11 protein-coding genes are annotated in these 18,179 nt (G+C 63.9%); 2 read left to right on the top strand and 9 right to left on the bottom strand.

What is annotated here, in order from left to right:
- Positions 1-134: 134 nt before the first annotated feature.
- From VT84_RS12065 to VT84_RS12050, 4 genes are all read right to left on the bottom strand, one after another.
- Entirely contained in the window at positions 135-2,429 is a 2,295-nt protein-coding gene (locus VT84_RS12065) for a hypothetical protein (protein WP_082839695.1), read from the bottom strand.
- 32 nt (positions 2,430-2,461) lie between these two features.
- Complete coding sequence (locus VT84_RS12060) at positions 2,462-3,748, bottom strand: protein kinase family protein (RefSeq protein ID WP_082839694.1); 1,287 nt, start codon at positions 3,746-3,748, stop codon at positions 2,462-2,464.
- A gap of 33 nt (positions 3,749-3,781) precedes the next feature.
- The gene (locus tag VT84_RS12055) at positions 3,782-4,447 is read right to left on the bottom strand and encodes a hypothetical protein (protein WP_082839693.1); all 666 of its coding nucleotides are present in this window, start codon (positions 4,445-4,447) and stop codon (positions 3,782-3,784) included.
- A 61-nt stretch (positions 4,448-4,508) separates the two neighbouring features.
- Positions 4,509-6,311 (bottom strand): hypothetical protein, encoded by a 1,803-nt coding sequence (locus VT84_RS12050; RefSeq protein ID WP_082839692.1) that lies wholly within the window; start codon positions 6,309-6,311, stop codon positions 4,509-4,511.
- A gap of 109 nt (positions 6,312-6,420) precedes the next feature.
- Here VT84_RS12050 and VT84_RS12045 point away from each other — a divergent pair, with 109 nt between their 5' ends.
- The gene (locus VT84_RS12045; RefSeq protein ID WP_162271646.1) at positions 6,421-7,770 is read left to right on the top strand and encodes an IS701 family transposase; all 1,350 of its coding nucleotides are present in this window, start codon (positions 6,421-6,423) and stop codon (positions 7,768-7,770) included.
- 448 nt (positions 7,771-8,218) lie between these two features.
- Here VT84_RS12045 and VT84_RS12040 read toward each other — a convergent pair whose 3' ends face one another.
- The 5 genes from VT84_RS12040 to VT84_RS12015 form a co-directional block, all read right to left on the bottom strand.
- A complete protein-coding gene (locus VT84_RS12040) occupies positions 8,219-9,265 on the bottom strand; it encodes a tyrosine-type recombinase/integrase (RefSeq protein ID WP_082839691.1) in 1,047 nt (348 codons plus the stop codon).
- A 334-nt stretch (positions 9,266-9,599) separates the two neighbouring features.
- Complete coding sequence (locus VT84_RS38455; RefSeq protein WP_157469456.1) at positions 9,600-10,211, bottom strand: hypothetical protein; 612 nt, start codon at positions 10,209-10,211, stop codon at positions 9,600-9,602.
- A gap of 337 nt (positions 10,212-10,548) precedes the next feature.
- Positions 10,549-12,054 carry a diadenylate cyclase gene (locus tag VT84_RS12025; protein ID WP_082839688.1) on the bottom strand — a complete coding sequence of 502 codons (1,506 nt, stop codon included), beginning with the start codon at positions 12,052-12,054 and terminating at the stop codon, positions 10,549-10,551.
- The gene (locus tag VT84_RS12020) at positions 12,041-12,715 is read right to left on the bottom strand and encodes a hypothetical protein (RefSeq protein ID WP_082839687.1); all 675 of its coding nucleotides are present in this window, start codon (positions 12,713-12,715) and stop codon (positions 12,041-12,043) included. Before VT84_RS12020 ends, VT84_RS12025 begins: the two co-directional genes overlap by 14 nt.
- Positions 12,716-12,718: 3 nt before the next feature.
- The gene (locus VT84_RS12015; RefSeq protein WP_157469455.1) at positions 12,719-13,402 is read right to left on the bottom strand and encodes a hypothetical protein; all 684 of its coding nucleotides are present in this window, start codon (positions 13,400-13,402) and stop codon (positions 12,719-12,721) included.
- A 746-nt stretch (positions 13,403-14,148) separates the two neighbouring features.
- Here VT84_RS12015 and VT84_RS12010 point away from each other — a divergent pair.
- Complete coding sequence (locus VT84_RS12010; RefSeq protein ID WP_082839685.1) at positions 14,149-18,102, top strand: hypothetical protein; 3,954 nt, start codon at positions 14,149-14,151, stop codon at positions 18,100-18,102.
- Positions 18,103-18,179: the final 77 nt, after the last annotated feature.

The raw sequence follows: 18,179 nt of genomic DNA, 5'->3' as shown, positions 1-18,179 counted from the left end.
GTTTCGGGCGGTGTGGTAGGGAGTCCACGCCGTGCGATCGACTCGCGAGCGCACGGTTCCTGGTCCCAAGTCCTGGGCTGCAGAACCGGACCGGGTTCGGTCGACTGGGGACAGCCGCGCGAACCGGCTACCGGTCACGGCCTCGGCTTCTTGTCCTCCTTCGACTTCGCCTGTTTCATCCTTTCGATCCTCCTCAACTCAGCCTGGCTGATGATCAACAGCCAGTACCGCTCGGCGACCGAGGGCATCGATCGGCCCAACTCATCGCGCAGGTCGTGGACGTCTTCGATCGCCCCGTCGATATCCGGTTCTTTCCCCTTGGGGAACCGTTTCTCCGAGATGGCTTTCGCTTTGTAGTCGAACTCGAGGTACACCAAGGCGCGGAGATAGACGACGGGAGCCGCGGTCGATAACTGATCAAATTCCTTCTCGAGTTCGGCGAGTTTCTCAAGGGCAGCCTTCCGATCGTCGCTGCCTTCCTTGGTCTTGCTCACAGCGGCGAGGGCGTCGAGAAACTTGGTCGCCTGGGCGTCGAACGCCTTGACAGACGTGACCTCAAGCAATTTCGCACGGCGATTAGTGGCCTTCTGGATGTCCGCCTTCGCGACCTCGTCCGGCTTGAACGGGTCGAGCGGGGTGATCTCGGTCGGTGTCGTTGCAACGAAGCCCGGGGTCGGGGGGCCACCCTTGGGTTTGGCCGGCGCGTCGCCGAGTGTCTTCACGTCGTTGTCCCGCAACCATCGGAACACCGCGAGGAGGCGCGCGAACTCACTCAGCCGCCGGAACTCGGGCGAGAACGTGACGAGCGCGGGCATCAACCGGGCCGACTCCTTCGTGTACTCGGTCAACGACTCCGACTCACCGACCGGTTTGCGGTCCTTGTCAACGGTCTGGATGAGAACCTGCATCTCGAGCAGCGACTCGGTCAGTTCCGCGTCCCCGTTGTCGCGGGTAACGACCAGCGACTCGCCGGACGCCGCGACCTTCATGGGGACATCGACGATCCGGTAGAGGATGAGTTGGTCGGGCTTCACCACGCGCTCTCGGCGGATGTTCCGCCACGGGTCGAACACCCAGTCGAGCACCTGACGGCGGTACCGCTCCAACTCCCTGCGCTCGTCCTCGTTCTTCACCTCATTCAGGAGCGGGTCGTTCTTCACCTGGGCGAGCAACCAGGCGCGCGACTCCGGCAGGCAGTCGATGTAGATGGCCGCCCAGCCGAGATTGGTGTTCAGCAGCTCCGGGTTCAGGAGCACGGGGCACCGGGTGCCGACGACGAGTCGCCGTTCGCCGAACTGGTAGTACGGCGTGCCGCCATCGATGTCGATGATCGGGATCCCGTCGCCGGTCTTCGAGTTGAAGGCCAGCGCCGCGGCGACGGCCGCGTCCTCGGCGCTGACACCCGGGAGCGTGAGCACGGTCTCGTTCGTGAGGGTCACGGTGATCGACCCCGCCGCGCCGTCCTTGCCGGCCACGTACGCCACTACCTTCGGTTTGCCGAGGTCGCGGTGTGGGGTCACTCGGTCCCCGAACAGGATGCCGCCCGGGAAGCCCGCCTTCTCCTTGATCTTGTCGAACGTGCGATCCTCGGGTTTCGGCAGTTGCTCCTTGCTCCGGTCTTCCCACTCCTTGATCACCTTCGCCTCGTCCAACGGCGTAATCACCGGGCGCGGGGCGGCCGTGCCGCGGGCACCCCGCTCCACACCCCAGGCCTTATCCAGACGAGCCTTCGCGGCGGCGATCGCGGGCCCCTGTTCCCCTGCTGCTTTGGGGAGTGCGTGCTCGTACGCGCGCTCCGGCGTCCGCGCCTCGAGCAGCAGCTTGACGGCATCGGAGAGTTCCATCTTGAAGTCGGACCGCAGCCCGTTCAGCGGGCCGCCGCTGGCCCAGAGCCGGCTCCGGGCGGCGAGCTTGTGCACATCCGCCCGGGTCTCTGCGGTCACGTCGATCCGCTCGCTCAACTGCTCCGGGAGCTTGTAGAGCATCTCGGGCCGGTTGATGTCGACCCCTTCCGGCTGGGGGGGCGGATCCTTGTACGACTTCAGCCCCGCGGGCAACTCGCCCGGGGGTAGGTGCCCCCCGTCCTGGGTCGCCTTGATCAGGGTGAACAGCATCCATTCGGCCCCCTGCGGGGAGTTGGCCGCGGCGTAGCGGTACATCACTTGAACTTTGACCACATCGGGCAGGCTGTGCCACACATGCGGCTCGATGCCCGCCTTGCTGGGCGGGAATCCGCCCTGGTCTTCGAGGAACTTGGCCACGTTGACGCCGTCGGCGTCCAGGGCAGCCACCAGGTCGACCATCGCCTTGGCAGCCTTCACGTCTTTCGGCTCGAGCCCGGTGTCGGCGCGCGCGCTCGGCACGCCGAAGAGGAGCACACCTGCCAGTCCGAGAACGGCCGCGATGGGGAACTTGAGACGGGGCGACATACGCACCTCTGCTGAAGAAGGAACGGAAGGGATCAACGGAACCCGTCCGCGGGGCCGGTGCCCGGCTCGGGCGGACGGAGCAGGGCGAGCACCCGCGCTCGGGCCGACCTCGCCTCCGGCGAGAACTCGCTGTCATCCTGAACTAACAGCAGGGCCGCCAGGAATTGACCGCTGTGTTCGCCGGCGGTCATGAAGGCGCTCTGCCAATTCATGTTGTCCGTGGTGCCGCGGGCGAACACTTCCCCGGGCGGGATCTTGGTGGTCCGCTCGGGGTCGGCGCGGCGCCAGACCACGTTCGCTTCAGTCCAGATGGTCCCGCACAGTTCCACCCGACCCTTGGAAACTGCCGCATACGCCCGTACCAACTCGCGCTCGCCCGCCGCTGCATGGCCGGCAGCGGACCCGCGTTCGACGTCGTACTCGGAAAGCCCCTTCGCCAGTTCGATTAGTCGGGCCGGCGATACGTCCACGGCGCGCAACAGGTCCAACAACTCGCCCGCGGTCGGGCGCGAGGCCGGGTCACGCACGAGGCAGGTGCGGGCGACGGCGCCGAGGCGGTTCGGGAATTCGTTGCTCCCGTCCACCGCACCCGCGAGGGCGAGGAGCACTTTTCCGAACGCGTAGATGTCCTCCGCCGGGTCCGGGTACTGGTCGTCAGTACTCGGCGGCAACTCCGGCGGCTTCCAGTCGTCTCGGTCCAGTTTGAAGGTGGCCTTGTGCCCGGCCCGGTCCGCCACCCCGAGGTCGGCGAGCAGCAGATCCGCGCGGTGGTAGGACAGGGCGCTCTCCGGGTTCCTTGTCCCCGGCGGGAGTCGGAGGAACAGGTTCGCGGGTTTGATGTCCCGATGAACCAGACCGTGTGACCTGTGAAGGGCGTTGAGCGCCAGCGCCAGGTGACCGGCGTAGCGCACCGCCGTTGACTGGGGCAGCGGGGTCGCCTCCTCGCGAACCAGATCGAAGAGCCCCGCGAGCGAGCAGTCACACAGTTCCATCACGATGGCGAAGGGGGGCCACCCCGCCTGCCCGCGGAGGTCCAGGAAGTCGAGCATGGGCACCAGGTGTTGGTGCCGAACCTGCCGGTTCCGACCGGCCTCGTGCGGGGCGTTCTTCAGTGCCGAGCCGAACAGGAACTTGACCGCCACCGTCGGGTGAAAATCGGGCGGGCAGTTCTTGGGATCGAACCGACAGTCCTCGGCCGCGTAGACGGCCCCGAACCCGCCGGCCCCGAGCAACCCGCTCCGTTTCAGCCGGTAGTGCGGGTGCGCGGGCAACTCGTCGGCCGGGGGGATCCAGGCGGGACCGATGGGCTGCGGCGTCACGGGCGTCTCCTCGCGGAAAACAGGACCGTTCTGTCAACAGTCGGAGGGACGGTACGCGCAGAGCCGGGACTGGGTCCGGCGGTCCAGTTCGTCCGCCAAGCGGGTCAGGTACTTGCGAACACGGTCCTCCCGCACGGCCCCGATCTCGGTCGGCGGGACGGTCACGGCCCGCAAGTCACCGGCGAGAACGTCCGGGTCCTGACGCAACAACCAGTCGAGTACCTGTCGGCCCCACGGGGCGCTCTCCTCCTTCAGCCACTGCTTGATGAGGTCCTCGGCGGTGGTGGCGGCGATGAGCGTCCGGATCTCCTCCGGGGCCAGCCGCGCCGCCGGCCTCGCCCCGTGCTGGCTCGCGTACTCGTCCAGCCAGCCGGGAAGCATGTCGGTGACGCGCCGATCCCCGAGGTCGGTCTGGCAGCGCTTGATCAGGTCCAGGATCGCGGTGTCCAGGTCGAGTTCCAGTCCGAGGCGGCGGAAAATGACGGGCAAATCGCGGCGCAAATAGCCGGCCAGTTCGTCCCAGTTGCCTTCCCGCGCCGCGGACGTCAGCATCCCGCCCATTGCATCGATCAGGCGCATGGTGTCCGGGCGCGCCAGAGGCCCTTTGGCCTGTTCGTCGAACGCGGCGAGCAGGTGCCCACGATCCGCCGGGTAACCGTCGGGAGCGACGAGCCCGGCGACGTTGTTCTCATCCGCCATAACGTCTCCCGTCTACCGCGTTGCTGGTGACCGAGACACGGCACTCGGGTCGCGATCTGACTCAGAGCCACGCCGGGGGGGTGGGGTGAGCGACCGCTCGGCTCCGCTCCGGAGCCCGGACGAAGCTCACCGTCCGCCCACCGTCGGACCGCCCGTCGATGGTGAACCGCTGCTCGGCGGCTTGCATGGTGAGCCCCAGCAGATACCCGTGGGCTCCCGGCGGCACGGTCAGTTCCACCTCTTCCCGCCCGTCCTTCCAGAGGGCGATCGTCCAGTCCGCCGCAGGGGCCGCGGGCGGCAGCGGACAGGCCGTCGCCGTGCAGATCGGGGCCGCTGCCGGGTGCCGCCCGGACCCGACCCGCCCGATCAACGCGGCCGAGGTGAACACGAGGACGGCCGCCCCCGGGTCGTCGGCCAACGCGGCGGCCGCCTTGGCCGACCAGCGGAACCGGCGCTGGTGTTCGTCGAGCAGAAGGGCCACGATCAGGTTCGGGCCGACGGCCCGGATCATGTCCTTCACCGCGTCCTCGCGCGCAAGATCCTCGCAAACCAGACAGCACACCGTGGTCCGCGACCGGATGGCGTAGAAGCAGTAGCGCCGGTTCGAGACGTCGATCCACTCCGCCCAGCGGCACTCCGGGTCGAGTTGCCCGCCGAGGCCGTACTTGCGAATCTGGCTCCGCTCCAGCCACCACCGGTGGTGCTTCGTCTGCGTCCAGGGGGTCAGCCGGTGGGCGCCGTCGATCAAGGCCCCGTACACGAGGTTCTGCGGCAGTTCGGACCCGACCCCGTGTCCCGCCGCGCCGGCGATAAATAACTCGATCCCGGTCGTCCGGCTCAGTTCCAGGGCGACCTGGTGGGCGAACGGGGCCTCCAGCGCCAGTTCCGGGAGCACAATGCCGTGGACCGGAGTCTTTCCGGCCTCGGCGATCAACCCGCGCAAGAACCCGGCGACGTCTGCCGCGGTGAGCGCCTGGCCGCGGCGGTGGAGCCACGTTTGTTCGACGGCGAAGAAGCGGAATCGGCCCCCGTCGCCGACCGGGTTGGCGAAATACGGGCCGGCGTTCCGGAAGTCGTCCGCTTCAACCCGGTACGGGAACGGAACTAGGAGGAGGTTGAACTCGCCCTCCGCGCGGGTGTCGGACTTTGGGCCGAGCAGCCACCGGACCGTCACGTCGCCGCGCCCGGGCAACAGCGACAGGTGGAACGTCAGGTTCCGGACGGTGACCCCGGGTTCCACCTTGGCGGCTTTCGGTTGGACACAGACCTCGTGGGGCGGCACCGCCCGGCAGATACTATGCGGCAGGTGGGGCAAGAACGGCGGTGCCTGACCGTGGCGCAACAACTCGCGGTGCCCAATGAAGAACGCATCGGCGAACGGGGACGGCCGTGCTTTGCCGTCCGACTCCGAAGGCGCGTTCCCGATTCCCGCGGGCGCCGTATCCGGCTTCAAAGGCGCGTACCCGATTCCCGCGCACGCCTCATCCGCCACCAACAGCAACTCCATCGCCGCGTCGGATACCGCTTCCGGCAGCTCGTCGATGGTGGCCGCGCCACCGTCATGCAGCACCGCCCACAGCCGCGCCACGCCCGGCGGCGGTTTTCCCGGCTCCTCCCACCACTTGCGGGCGGCCTCGGTGATCTGGTCGGGGTACGCCGCACTGAACAACGAGCCGCACGCACTGTGGAGGTAGCGGGTCCGGGTGTGACACCCGGACCGGCGGACGATCTCCCCCGCGACCGCAAACACGTCGGGCGGCCAGAGCGGACACGCAGGCCAATCGGCCCGCTCATTCGGCCGGCTCACATCTGGCAGCAACCGACCGACGAGATCTGAAAGCGTCGGCCCGTGTCCGAGTGCCATGCGCTCTACCCCTTAGTACTACAGCGCAGATCCGGCTGCTCTTCTACGCGAAGAGCCGATGGGGTACAAGATGAGCCCTTTCGGTCATCATGTGTGTGGGGTCGGGCTCATGGATGAGCAACAGTTGAAGGCGCTGAAGCCCGAGTTGGATCGGTTCCTGGACCGGTACGCTCCGCTGTTCGGTCGCGACGGGAACCGAGCCCACGCGCGTCGGTTCGTTCAGGGGCTGTTGCGTGGGGGCGACCGGCGCAACACCGAGAACATTGCCGAGGCACTCGACGGCGGCCCGGTCCGGTCCCTCCAAGCGTTCGTCACGACCGGGGCGTGGAAGGACGCGGATGTCGTCGCCGCGTTGCGTGGCCAGATCTTGGATGCGTTGGGCGATGCGGACGCGGTGTGGAACTCGGACGAGACCGGGTTCCCCAAGAAGGGCACCAAGTCGGTCGGGGTCAAGCGCCAGTACTCGGGCACCCTGGGGCGCACCGACAACTGCCAGGTGGCCGTGTTCGCCAACTATTGCTCGACCAAGGGGCACACGTTCGTGGATCGCCGGCTGTTCCTGCCCGAGGACTGGGCCGACGATGTGGACCGGCGAACGGAGGCCGGGGTTCCCAAGGACGTGATGTTCCGCACCAAGCCGGCCCTGGCCCTGGAGATGATCGCGGGCGCGGTGGCCGCCGGTGTCCCGTTCCGGTGGGCCGGCGGGGATTGCGTGTACGGGGACAACCCGACGTTCGTGCAGGGCGTGCGGGCGCTGGGCAAGTGGTACGTGCTGGACATCTCGTCGGATACCCAGGTGTGGACCGCGGCCCCGCAGGTCACCCCGGCCGACCAGCGCCCGCGACCCGCGCGCGGGCGGCAACCGACCAAGCCGCTGGTGGTCGGGGACCGACGGCGTGTGGATGAGATCGCCGCGTCCCTCCCGGCCGGCGCGTGGCGCCGTGTGGTCGTGGGCGAGGGGAGTCAGGGCCCACGGGTGTGCGAGTACGCCGAGGTGCCGGTGTGGTTCTGCGAGGACCAGTTGCCCGGACCGGGCGAGCGCCTGTTGGTGTACCGCTCGCTGAGCCAGGAGCCGGAGCTGAAGTACCACCGGAGCAACGCCCCGGCCGAGGTGCCGCTGGAGAAACTGGCCCAGGTGCGGGGCGTGCGGTGGACGATCGAAGAGGACATCCAGTCGTGTAAAGGCGAGTGCGGGTTGGACGAGTACGAGACCCGAGGCTGGGTCGGGTGGCATCACCACACCGCCCTGTCCATGCTCGCCTTGGCGTTCCTGGTGCTACGGAAGCACCAGTTGGGGGGAAAAAGAGCCCCAGATGACCGTGCCCGAAGTGCGGGCGCTACTGACGCACCTATTGGACGTGCGGACCTGGGGCATCGACGAGATCCTGAAATGGTCCCGGTGGCGACAGGAACGCAATCGCCGCGCCGCTCTCAGTCATCGCAAGCGGCGCCTCGCTGAACGCGAGCCGTCAAGTAGGTGATAACGTCCTGCGCTGTAGTATTAGGGCTCGGGTGTCGTGGTCCGTGCGCGGCCGCCAAGAGCCGGCCTCGCAAACAGCGCGTGCTGGGAACGATTCGGTGTATCCCGAACTGACCCGATGAAACCGCTCGCACACACGGCGACGACACATTAATTGTCTGATAATCGGCTCGATAAACGTGAAGGAGGCTGAACTTTTCAAACGGATTTTACAGGTAGCTGAGGCACCACTCAAACGCTTTCTCGCGAAAAGTTCTTTTGGAACTGCCCGGCATGAGGTCCGCCATCGGCTCGCGCTCCACTCTTTCGGACTGCGGCACCCGTAGCGAACGCCTGTGCGTATTCTCTGAGGGGCGTTGTGGCGAGGTGACTTTGCTGGCGGTCGATCAGTCCGGAAGCGATGGCTGCTTCGGTCACCTCGCCCGAACTATCCGGCGTCGGCAAATGGTCGCCGGCAGCACGGGCACTCGCCGTCGTGCCCGTGGATCAGCGCGGAGAATGCGGTCGGTTGCGGGATCGACATGATCGCTTTGAACGCTAGCGGGGCACGGTGGGCATAGTGACGGTACGTGATGCCGCCGACCGAGTGGCCCAAGATTTCGATCGACGACTCGGGCAGGTGCTGGTCGTAGTACGTCGCACATGTTTTCCGAAGGTCCTTGAGTTCCCACGTCTCTTCCGCTCCTGTTTCGACGTTCGCCCTCGGCTTGATGCCGGCCAGTGTGCACAGTTCCTGGAAGCGCGCGTTCGGGCGCGCTCCCCCGCCCAGAAATACAGGGGCTTCCGGTTCAAGGTCCTTTGGCAGGATGCTCTTGAGATGCGCATGAACGACACGATTCATCGGCCGGTAAAACGCCTTGCCTGTCTTCACGCGGCGATAGAACAGCCAACCCCATTTGGACCGCTCCTTGAGTTCCCGATCCGGTGATTGTGGGCCCCACGTTACGTGCCGCCAGAGGATCGGCTCATGGGCCGGGGCTGACCTCCAGATCGTTCCGGTATCGACGCCATAGTTGAAAAACACGACAAGCGCAGCCCGCCAGTACCGCCCCACCGGGAACGGCTCCTCCCAGCCACGGGGGCGCTTCATCTGGTGCGTCGCGAAATACAGAGCGTTGAGTTCGGCCTTGGTCAGGTAGTGCCGGCCGGCGACATCCCGCTGTGGCCGCGGCTTCGGGAAGCGAGGCGGGGCGTCGATGAGCTCCTGCTCCCAGGCCCACGAGAGGACGGCCCGCAGATGCTCGCGGGCCTTGTTCACGGTCCGGCCGGGATTCGTACCATGATCCGCCACCGCCCGCTCGTACACCCAGTCGAGGAACTCGCGGACGTTCTTGCGCTGTAACTCCTCGATCGGAACACCGCTTCCCCATTGCTCCCACTTGCGTACCGTCGAGAGATACTCGTTGCGGGTCCCGCGAGACACCGTCTTGGCGCGCAGGTACTGGTTCACCGCGGCATCGAAATTCGTCTGCATTGGTCGGCTCCCGAGCCACCGACCGTCATCCCGATGAATACGCCAATCGATCGGTGGTATCACGAGGGGCGTCCTCCACCTCTGCCTCCAATCAAAGGGGTAAACGGGATCTCGTCACGAAGCGCACATTACCGCCCCGACGCGAGCGCCTCAATATCCGTCCTTCGACATCCGCTCCGGCACTCTCGGAAGCGCCAAAAAGGTGTGTCGGGCCGAAGCGCGCAAGGTAACATGAGGCCAGCGCTGGCCAATCACGGCTGTATCTACAGCGGAGAGGAAAGCAATCACGCCCCTCCAGTGGCTCCTGCCTCCTCGCTGCCGTGCAGCCACTCACTCATGTGGGGGCTGCACGGCAGCGGGCGGGTTCGCCAGTGGGGGGCTGTCGGGCTCGCTGGTGGTCAAAGGCGTCCTTGATCTTGATCCTCAGCGCGATCGGCCAGAAACAATCGACCCCGGACTTCAACAACTGCCCGATCAGTGCCTCTGCGTGCTGGAGGCGGCGCGAGAGCCGATCGGCGGATCCCGGCCGTATACAACCGAACGCTACATGCGGGTTCTTCTCGATCTGCCGCATGTACCGCTCCATGACCTGCTGTGAGAAGCTCGGCGAGGGAGACAGGTGGAACAGACTGCGGAGCCGGGCGGCGACGAGTGTCAGGTTCAGCCAGATCATCACAGCGTGGGCGAAACCGGATGACCCGTTGCGGAATTGGGGGTTGAATTCCCACACGGCGTCGGGTGGGTCGAAGAGAGATAGTTGCTCGGGCCGGATCTCCTCCTCGGCAGGCCACGGGTTGCTCGGGCCGCGACTGCTCAGGAAGGTGCTTGCGGCGGGGACAACGCACTGAAGCAGGTGGATGCCGCTCGCCAGGTCCGAATGCTGTGGAATTGGACGCGGTTCGCCCAGTCCTGCCGCCCTTGGCCTTGGAATGTCGTCGCAGCCCACTGCTGTACCCGCCCGATCGCGCGGTCTGCCTCCCCCTTATCCAAAGACGGGCCACTGTAGACGAAATCGAGGTCCTGGACAAGATCCGACAGCGGGAGGGTTCCGGCAATCTGCGCGTCCGGCACCTCCATCACCCGCAGCCACTCCGCGACGAAAGCCCCCGAGCCCGTGAGCAGGTATTCACTCGTAGGGAACTGCGCGCCTCCCGTCGGGGCATGCAGGACGGCGACTTTCAGATTCTCGACCTCCGCACGCCGTACTGTACGATCGACGACATTGGCGGCGTCCCACCTTCTGATGCAGCTGGCCCCCTATCCTGCGAGCTGAGCCTCTCCAGTTAGTTCGCGGGCGGGGTATAAGTGACGATGTCCACTGTCTTGTCTTCCGAAACCACGGCGATCAAGCTGTCGGGGTGCTTTCGCAAGTACCGGATCGCTGAGTTGTACCGCGCGCCACGGGCCGGGTTCTCGCCATCTCCAGCCTCTCCGTCAAGGATCATGCCGATCCCGTGGCACGTCCCCTCCAGGTCAACCAAGATGCCACCATCGATAGCCGATGCAGCGGCAATAGTTGTCTCGTTCGGAGTAAACGGCTTGATCCCCTTTGTGGATTTCGTGAGACGGGCTGCTTCTGTCGAGGCGTTCGCCGAGACGATCAGCATCGCGCCGTGCTCCGCATTCATGGCGTACTCGATCAGGTCGTAGAGCCGGTGTGCCGCTCCTGTTGGCAAACCCGCGAATTTAGCTTCGATCTTGGCCGTCTCTTCCGCTCGGCTGGCGCGGGGTTTTGGCAGGGATGGTTCGCCGTAGAGGACTTCCATAAGAACTTCGTTTCGGTGCAGGAGTCGCCAGTGGCTCTGACCGACAAACCGCACGATGAGCACATCGGCAGTCTGGGTCAAATGCAGTTTCTCGTCGTACCTCGCCCAGCCCCAGACGAGCTTGGAATCGGTAAGCAGCGACAGCTCGCCCTGGCACATCTCCAAGAACTTCCGGACACGCCTGATTTCCGTTACGGGGAATGGTTCTTGGAGTTCGATCACGATGCCTGCCGCGAAATGGCCCGGCTTGGCAATGACCATCGAGTTGAAGCCTTCCCGGCTCTCATACCGCATTCCCGCGATCGCGTTGCATACCTCGAAGAAGTCGGCGAGCCCCCTCGACAAAAGCTCCTGCAGGGTGAAGTCCTTGTTGAACAGGGCATGGGTCTGAAGGAAGATCGCACCAGCTACCCGCGCCATCTCCCTCGCACTGTCGGATTCACACCTGAACCGCCTACCGGCGTCTTTCTTTTGCAGTTCCTCCGCGAACCTGTGGAGCACGACATCGACGACGGTGTAGTGCAACGACGGCCAGCGGCCGTGGTCGCGAAGGATCGAGATGTCGAGGTGGGGATACTTCTCGTACTCGAACCTGCCGTAGGTGGCGACTACCGCAACGATGCGGCCGTTGACCACCCAGCACGGAGACACCTTTACCATCTGAAAGCTCGGCCGCAACTCGCCCTCGATGAATTCCCGGAAGGCTGACGCGCACTTGGAAAGGTATTCGTGATGATCCCCGAAATCCTTGGCCCACTTATCGTCGGGCAATTCGGGATCGGCCGCATCGTCGGGGAACGGGGGGATGGCTCCGCGTAGCAGACTGAGCAGATCCTCGAAATCAGTCGTATCGAGATCGCGTTCGTCCGGCACGATCGTCGTGAACCCGTGGTGCGGGTCGAACCCGACCAGAAACACCTTCGGCTCGATATTGCAACCAATCAGGCCAAGCGCCTCATTCAGCATGGCCTTGCATGCAGTGAGGTATTCGTTCTCGAACCGAAACAGCTTAAACGCAGCCATCGGACACCTCCTTCGGCACGGTCCTTCCGACGAATGCCACGGCCTCGTAGAAGATCAGGAACCAGGCAGCGTTGTTCGGGTCCAGTTTGCTGAAGTACCGCTGGTATCGGAACACGGTGTCGCCGAAATCCCTCATCGGTTCCATCCGAGAAACCAACTGCTGCGTCAGTTCCAGGGTATCGTCGTTGAGGTGAAACCAGTTCACGACGTGCGTAGAGGCAAGCAGCCGCTTGTGGTGCTCGTAGAACAGGCACCGACAGATCTTGTCCATCACTCGGTGCAGCCGGTCGTTCTCGACATCGAAGGCTGGGACGTCCCCGAGGTAGAGCCCGCCCGGCGACATCACGGTTCTTCGCGACAGATTGAGGAGTTGGTTTCGCAGCAGGTGTGGCCGCTCGGTGTAGCAGTCGTTGACCTTGCCGTCGATCAGGGTGCGCGCAGCAGGGTGCCGATCCGCGCCCCGCATGGCGACGAGGATGTTCCGGAAATACTCGTCGTCTTTCGCGTACCCGCCGTTGCAGTCCCGATGCGCCGGAACCGTCATCATCCGGTTCGGCAGTTTCCCGGGCCAAAGACACTTCGGGACGCAGTGCTCCTTGCTTTGGTCGGCGGGCGTCGTCAACTCCCCGCAGTACACGCACCATTTCGGCTTCGCGGACACGATTCACTCGCTTTCTTCCGAGGAGACTAGCCCGCCTTCGGGTGCCGTGTGGACGATCAGCACGAACCCGTCGAAGAACGAAAGCAGCCAACTGCTCACGAACGGGTCCTCGATCGCGTAGAGGAAGAGGCAGGCGAAGACGTTGGCCAGGGTGTACGGGCCGTTCGCCTTCATCCGCACCATGTCCTCGTGCAGCGACCGCACGTACAAAGGGTCAACCCGGCGGATATCAAACGCGTAGTTGTCGGGGATCCGTTGCTTCTTGAGCTTGTAGTACAGGCCGCGGACCATCGTGCGAATCGTCTCGTTGACCCGCTCCCCATCGATTGGCACGGATGGGTAGTGGCCCAGATAGATGCCGCCGGAAGTGCGCAACGGCGACATCCGAACGGCACCTGTGAGCACGGGGCGAGCAACCTCAGACCGGTTCTTCTGAACCGCTTTCAGGACCTTGTTTTTGAACAGCGTCTTCGCGACCGGGTGCTCCGACGTCTGCAGGTCGATCGCGAGCATATCACGAAAATACGAGTCGTCCTTCGACTTCTCGTTGTTACAGTCTTCGCAGACCGGCACCGTGACCATGTCCGAGGGCAACGGCGGTAGGAAGAGGCACCGCGGGATGACGTGATCCATCGTCGTGGCCTGTTGCCTGCCGCAGTACACGCACGGAGTTGCCGGATCGTCCACGAAACGCCTCACCTTCAAGATCCTTCGATGAACTCGTGGGCCGCATCCCTTCCACTTCACCGCCTGGTGCCCCGATCACCGGGCTTTTCTCCCTTTGACATGTCGGCGACCTGTCGTCCTGGAAGTTGTCAGTATTGCCCGAAACGCATGCTCGCGATCTACAGGAGTCGTGAGCCGCGGTGTCGCAGAAACGAGTCCACTCAGCTTGATGCCAAAATCATGCGCATCCCGGCAGGGTGGAACACTCAGCAGAAGTTCGGCCAGCCCAGGAGGCACACGATTCAGAGGCCGAGATGGTGGTCGCTCGCCTCTTCACGGCTATCAACACCACTGAATAATTGATAAATTTAAAATCATTAGCTAGTTTGGGCGCACGAGTCGGAATTGGGTTGCAGCCGCACTCATCTGGAACTGCGATGGCAAGCTAGACTGAAGCGTCCAGCGCTCTTTGGTCTCAAAACGCAGGGATGGCCTCTCCAAGCGAGACCGATGACGGGTTCGAGGTGGGAGCCCCTCCTCTTCCAGCAGATGCCGCGCACGTGTGGAAATAGGAAAAATGGTGAAAAAAGCAAGAATGCGCTTGCGGCGCAAAGCTAGCGACAAGATACTCGAACATTATAGGAACAAAATATAATAATTATAAATATATTCAAATTTCATTGCGTTTCAGTCCTGCTTATCCTTTCTCAGGCCTTGCGGAAGGCGAATAGCGGTGATGGGGATCTGCGCACAATGAGGGCAGAGAGATGCCAACGCTCGATGATATCAAGAACAACGTTGAAGCGGCATTGCGTGCCAGCACTACCCTCCCAATTGACGAGGTGACGATCGGGCTTCCTGACCTCGATACAGTCATTCGCGCAGCCATCGATCAAGCGATCACCCTCAGCAACGCGAGTCTGAGGGCGTTTCTTCCTACCCGGCTCGTAGTTACCGGAGAGGCAGAGATACTCGGCGGCGGTGTTCAAAACTACCAGATTGTCTTCACCGCCCCTCAAGGGGTCATAACTGTCTCCGTCCGGTTGACCAACTCTTCGAGAGTGCGCACACTCGCCGCCGTGGAGACGGTTCTGTTCAGAGGTCGCTATCGTGTGCCCTCCAGGCTTGCAGGCTTCGCATTCCGTGGCTTCGATGTCGTCCTTACGCCTGATCGTCGCAGTGTCCTCTTTCAAGCCCCTAGCGAACAGAACCTCCCACTTATCGGCTCTGAGTTTGTTGTGACGGATGCAACGATCGAATTGAGCCTCACCGGCGTCGGAACGGGCGCCGAAACGCTGCGCGCCAAACTTACCGGAAATGTCGCCATCGGCTCGAGGCGGTTTATCACCGTGGGGACAGCGGATGGGTTTGAGAATCGTAGCTGGCAGTTCGAGGTAAACGTGGGGTCCGGGGAACTCAACCTCCAAACCCTTGCCACGCACTACCTCATCCCTGCGCTCCTCCTTCCCAATCTGGAGGTGTTCCGCCTTGGGGCCGAGATAAACCTTGAGAGCAGCGACTTCCTGCTCCGAGGGCGGGTACTCGGGCAGTGGACCGTACCCTTCGGACTCACCGCAGCTCGCCCACTGCTCAGATCAATCGAGGTGGAAGTTCAGGAGGAAGGCGGGCGCCGCGAAGCCGCCCTGGTGGGCACGTTGCTCATTGCCGGGGAAACCCTTGCTACGCGCGTGTCAGTCGGGGACACCCTGACGATCACGGGCCGGCTTGAGTCGATCGATCTGGATGCCCTGTGCTCGCGCATGACAGGTCGAGGGTTTCCACTCCCGCGCGGGTTTCCACGTATCGAGGCTCAGACGCTTACTCTCTCCATCCTGTTGCGGCGTCCACATCCGCGCCTTGTCGTTGAGGCGACCACGACCTTCGGGACTGGCTTTGTTATCTTGGACGAGACCGATCAGGCGTTCGAGTTCGTGAGAGTTGCCGGGTTCATTTTGCCAACTGGATGGCGATTGTCAGACCTCTCCGGAGCATTGAGTAGGCTCGCATCACTCGACATTCAAGAGCCGGCACTCGTCATCTCTTCGATCGCCTCTGAGACTTTCGATTTTCCGCCGTCGGTACCGGTTCTCCTACGGCGTCCGCTGCGGCAGGGTGTAAGCATCTACGGCATTCTGCGTCTTGAGACCCTAGGACTTGGGTTCCTGCGAGTCGTGCTCGCGGTTGACGCGATGCCGCTTGTCGCGACGGTAACGAGTACCTTTGCCGACTTCCAGCTAACCGCAACCCTCGCCGGGGCACTCGAACTGATCCCCAGAAAACTGTCTGTCCGGACTGTTTACGTGACAATCCGCGCGCAGCCACTGACAGTGGAATTCGGGTGCGTGGCCGAAGTCACCTTCGCGGAGGGTAGAGTACCCGCGTTGCGGGGAGCTGCGGCCATCTCCGAGCAATCTACATCTCTTACTCTGGCGACGGCCGAGAGTTGGGTCGAGCCGTTCGGCATCCGCAAGCTCACCATCAACCGCTTGGCGGTAAAGTTTGACCTCGGCACCCCGCCCCAGTACGCGCTCCTTGGAGATGTGGTCGTAGCAGGCAATCAGCTCCAGTTGATGGTCGCGGTGGCCGGGAACGTCCCCACGGCACTTTCGGGGAACTACGCCGGCGCTCTATCCCTTCCGGAACTCTTGGCAGACCTCGTCGGGCTCCCCTACCCAGCAGGCATTCCGCTGCTCCAAATCTCGAACATCAGGATCCACGTAGTCGGCGACCCGCGTGGGATCGTGATCGACGGAGAGCGGTTCGACCCTGGAATCGGTCTTCGGGCCGTGGCGAACATTCTTGGCTTGGAAGGGAGCCTTCACTTTGTGCTCGACCCAGACCGAGGTGTATTCGCCGAAGGCGCGTTAGCCGATGAGGTTGTTGTCGGTCCGAATGTCCTCGTCATTACCAACGCGGCAGGCGATGGCCCGCCCTTCTTCCAGCTGGAGACTCGAAGTAGTATCCCCAGCGCGATTGTTTCAGGCCGCTTCTCTCTCCTCGGTCTACAGCAGGTCGTCTCCGCCTCGGTGTCTCGAACGGAGATTACCTTCGTACTGTCTGGCTCATCTCCGAGGGTGAACGACCGGTTCAGTTTCTCAGTCCAAGGTGGAAAGAAACCGGGTCGCTCATTCCTACCGGTGGCACGGACGACGCAGCGTCTGGCAGCGACCTACCGATTTGAATGCAGATTTGCAGCGAACAGCGAGTTCGGCGCGGCGGGGGAATTCCAGTTTGAGATCGATGAGCAACTCGGCCCGCTTACGTTGTCGCCTAGCGGCCCGCCCCTCGGGACAATCCATCTCGCGGCGGCCGTCTCGGCAACTGCATCGATCAGCTACTCGTCCGGGACGTTCGTGGCGTTCCTGGGGGCAACGTTTTCCTTCGCCGGGCAAACGTTCACCATCGCGAATCTGCGCGTCGAGAGTCCACCGAATATCGGCGAGTTACCAGAAATCATTACTCGTCGGGCCGTCGAAGAGACCACCGCATTCTTCACGCAGGCGTTCGAGTCGGCCGACGCGTGGCTGGAAGCGGTGGGGAGCGGCTTGGTGACCGAGGTAGTGGAGACCTGGCTCGTCTTGCGGGACGCGTTCGGTCAGTCCGCGGCCGACATCGCCCAAGCCATTCGGGATGTACTTGGGCGTGGCAGCACGGCCGCCGCACGGGCGCTGCGCTCCCTCCAAGAGACGGCGCTAAGCGTCGCACGCTTGCTCCGGGGACTCGGCGACGGAAACGTCGCTGCTGCGTCCGCGATGCTTCAGGCCGAGTTCGGTGTCGATGAGGTACGCGATGCCATCATTGCCGTGTTCGGCGTGGTTCACCTCGACTACCACGGCGACTCAGCAGCTATACCCGCAGTTCGAGTCCATACAGATGTCGGTCACGGGGACGCACACGGGGATGCGGGGCACGGGGACGCGCACGGGGACGCCATCCACGGGGATACACATGGCGACCTAGGCCACGGGGATGTCCACGGTGACTCTGGGCACGCAGATTTCCACGGCGACGTTCATGCCGACGCGCATGGCGACTCCATTGCTGGGCAGATCCACTTCGACGCGAGCGAAGGAGCCCACGGCGACGCGAACTTGGTGAGCGTTCACGGAGATAGCGAGAGCGTCGGAGTCCATGCCGACAGTAATCTTGTCCGACTCCATGCCGATAGTGCCCAAGTCGGCATTCACGGCGACAGCAACGCGGTGGGATTGCACGCCGACACCGAGGCCTTCGGGCATGGAGACGCCCACGGTGATGTCCCCCCGGCTGGGCACGCAGATACTGTCCTCATTCCTGCGGTACGAATCCACACCGACGTCAGTCACGGCGATGCTCACGGGGACGCCGGCCACGGGGACGCACACGGAGATATCGGCCACGGGGATGCACACGGGGATGCCGGTCACGGGGACGCGCACGGAGATGCGGGGCACGGGGACGCGCACGGGGACTTCCAGCATGGCGACACGCACTGGGACAGTGTGATCTTGGGCGGCCCGCACGCGGACTGGGGGTCGGGAGGGGTTCACGGCGACAGCGGGGAAGTCGGCATTCACGCGGATACAAATGCGTTGGGTGTCCATGCGGACAATTCGGCTGTCGGGGTACACGCGGACTCGCGGCAGGTGGGTGTCCACGCCGATTCCGCTCCCATCAGCCAGCACGTGGACACGCCGGAGGTTCTCCACGGTGACGTTCATGCGGACGTGCCGGCACGCTAGACTTGGACCTCGCAATGTGCCGTCCTCTGGTGCCAGCCACCATCAAATCACTTTAGGCGCCGAGCGCGGCGTGCCTG

Origin of the sequence: Gemmata sp. SH-PL17, assembly GCF_001610855.1 — a bacterium.
In the GTDB taxonomy this organism is placed as follows: Bacteria; Planctomycetota; Planctomycetia; order Gemmatales; family Gemmataceae; genus Gemmata; species Gemmata massiliana.
The sequence above is the reverse complement of the archived record's forward strand: the minus strand, read 5'-3'. Positions and strand labels throughout refer to the sequence as shown.

Bases quoted from the DNA above. Each gene is read 5' to 3' on its own strand.
- VT84_RS12025 (WP_082839688.1), bottom strand. From the start codon at position 12,054: ATGGCTGCGTTTAAGCTGTTTCGGTTCGAGAACGAATACCTCACTGCA.
- VT84_RS12010 (WP_082839685.1), top strand. From the start codon at position 14,149: ATGCCAACGCTCGATGATATCAAGAACAACGTTGAAGCGGCATTGCGT.
- VT84_RS12055 (WP_082839693.1), bottom strand. From the start codon at position 4,447: ATGGCGGATGAGAACAACGTCGCCGGGCTCGTCGCTCCCGACGGTTAC.
- VT84_RS12040 (WP_082839691.1), bottom strand. From the start codon at position 9,265: ATGCAGACGAATTTCGATGCCGCGGTGAACCAGTACCTGCGCGCCAAG.
- VT84_RS12050 (WP_082839692.1), bottom strand. From the start codon at position 6,311: ATGGCACTCGGACACGGGCCGACGCTTTCAGATCTCGTCGGTCGGTTG.
- VT84_RS12065 (WP_082839695.1), bottom strand. From the start codon at position 2,429: ATGTCGCCCCGTCTCAAGTTCCCCATCGCGGCCGTTCTCGGACTGGCA.
- VT84_RS12045 (WP_162271646.1), top strand. From the start codon at position 6,421: ATGGATGAGCAACAGTTGAAGGCGCTGAAGCCCGAGTTGGATCGGTTC.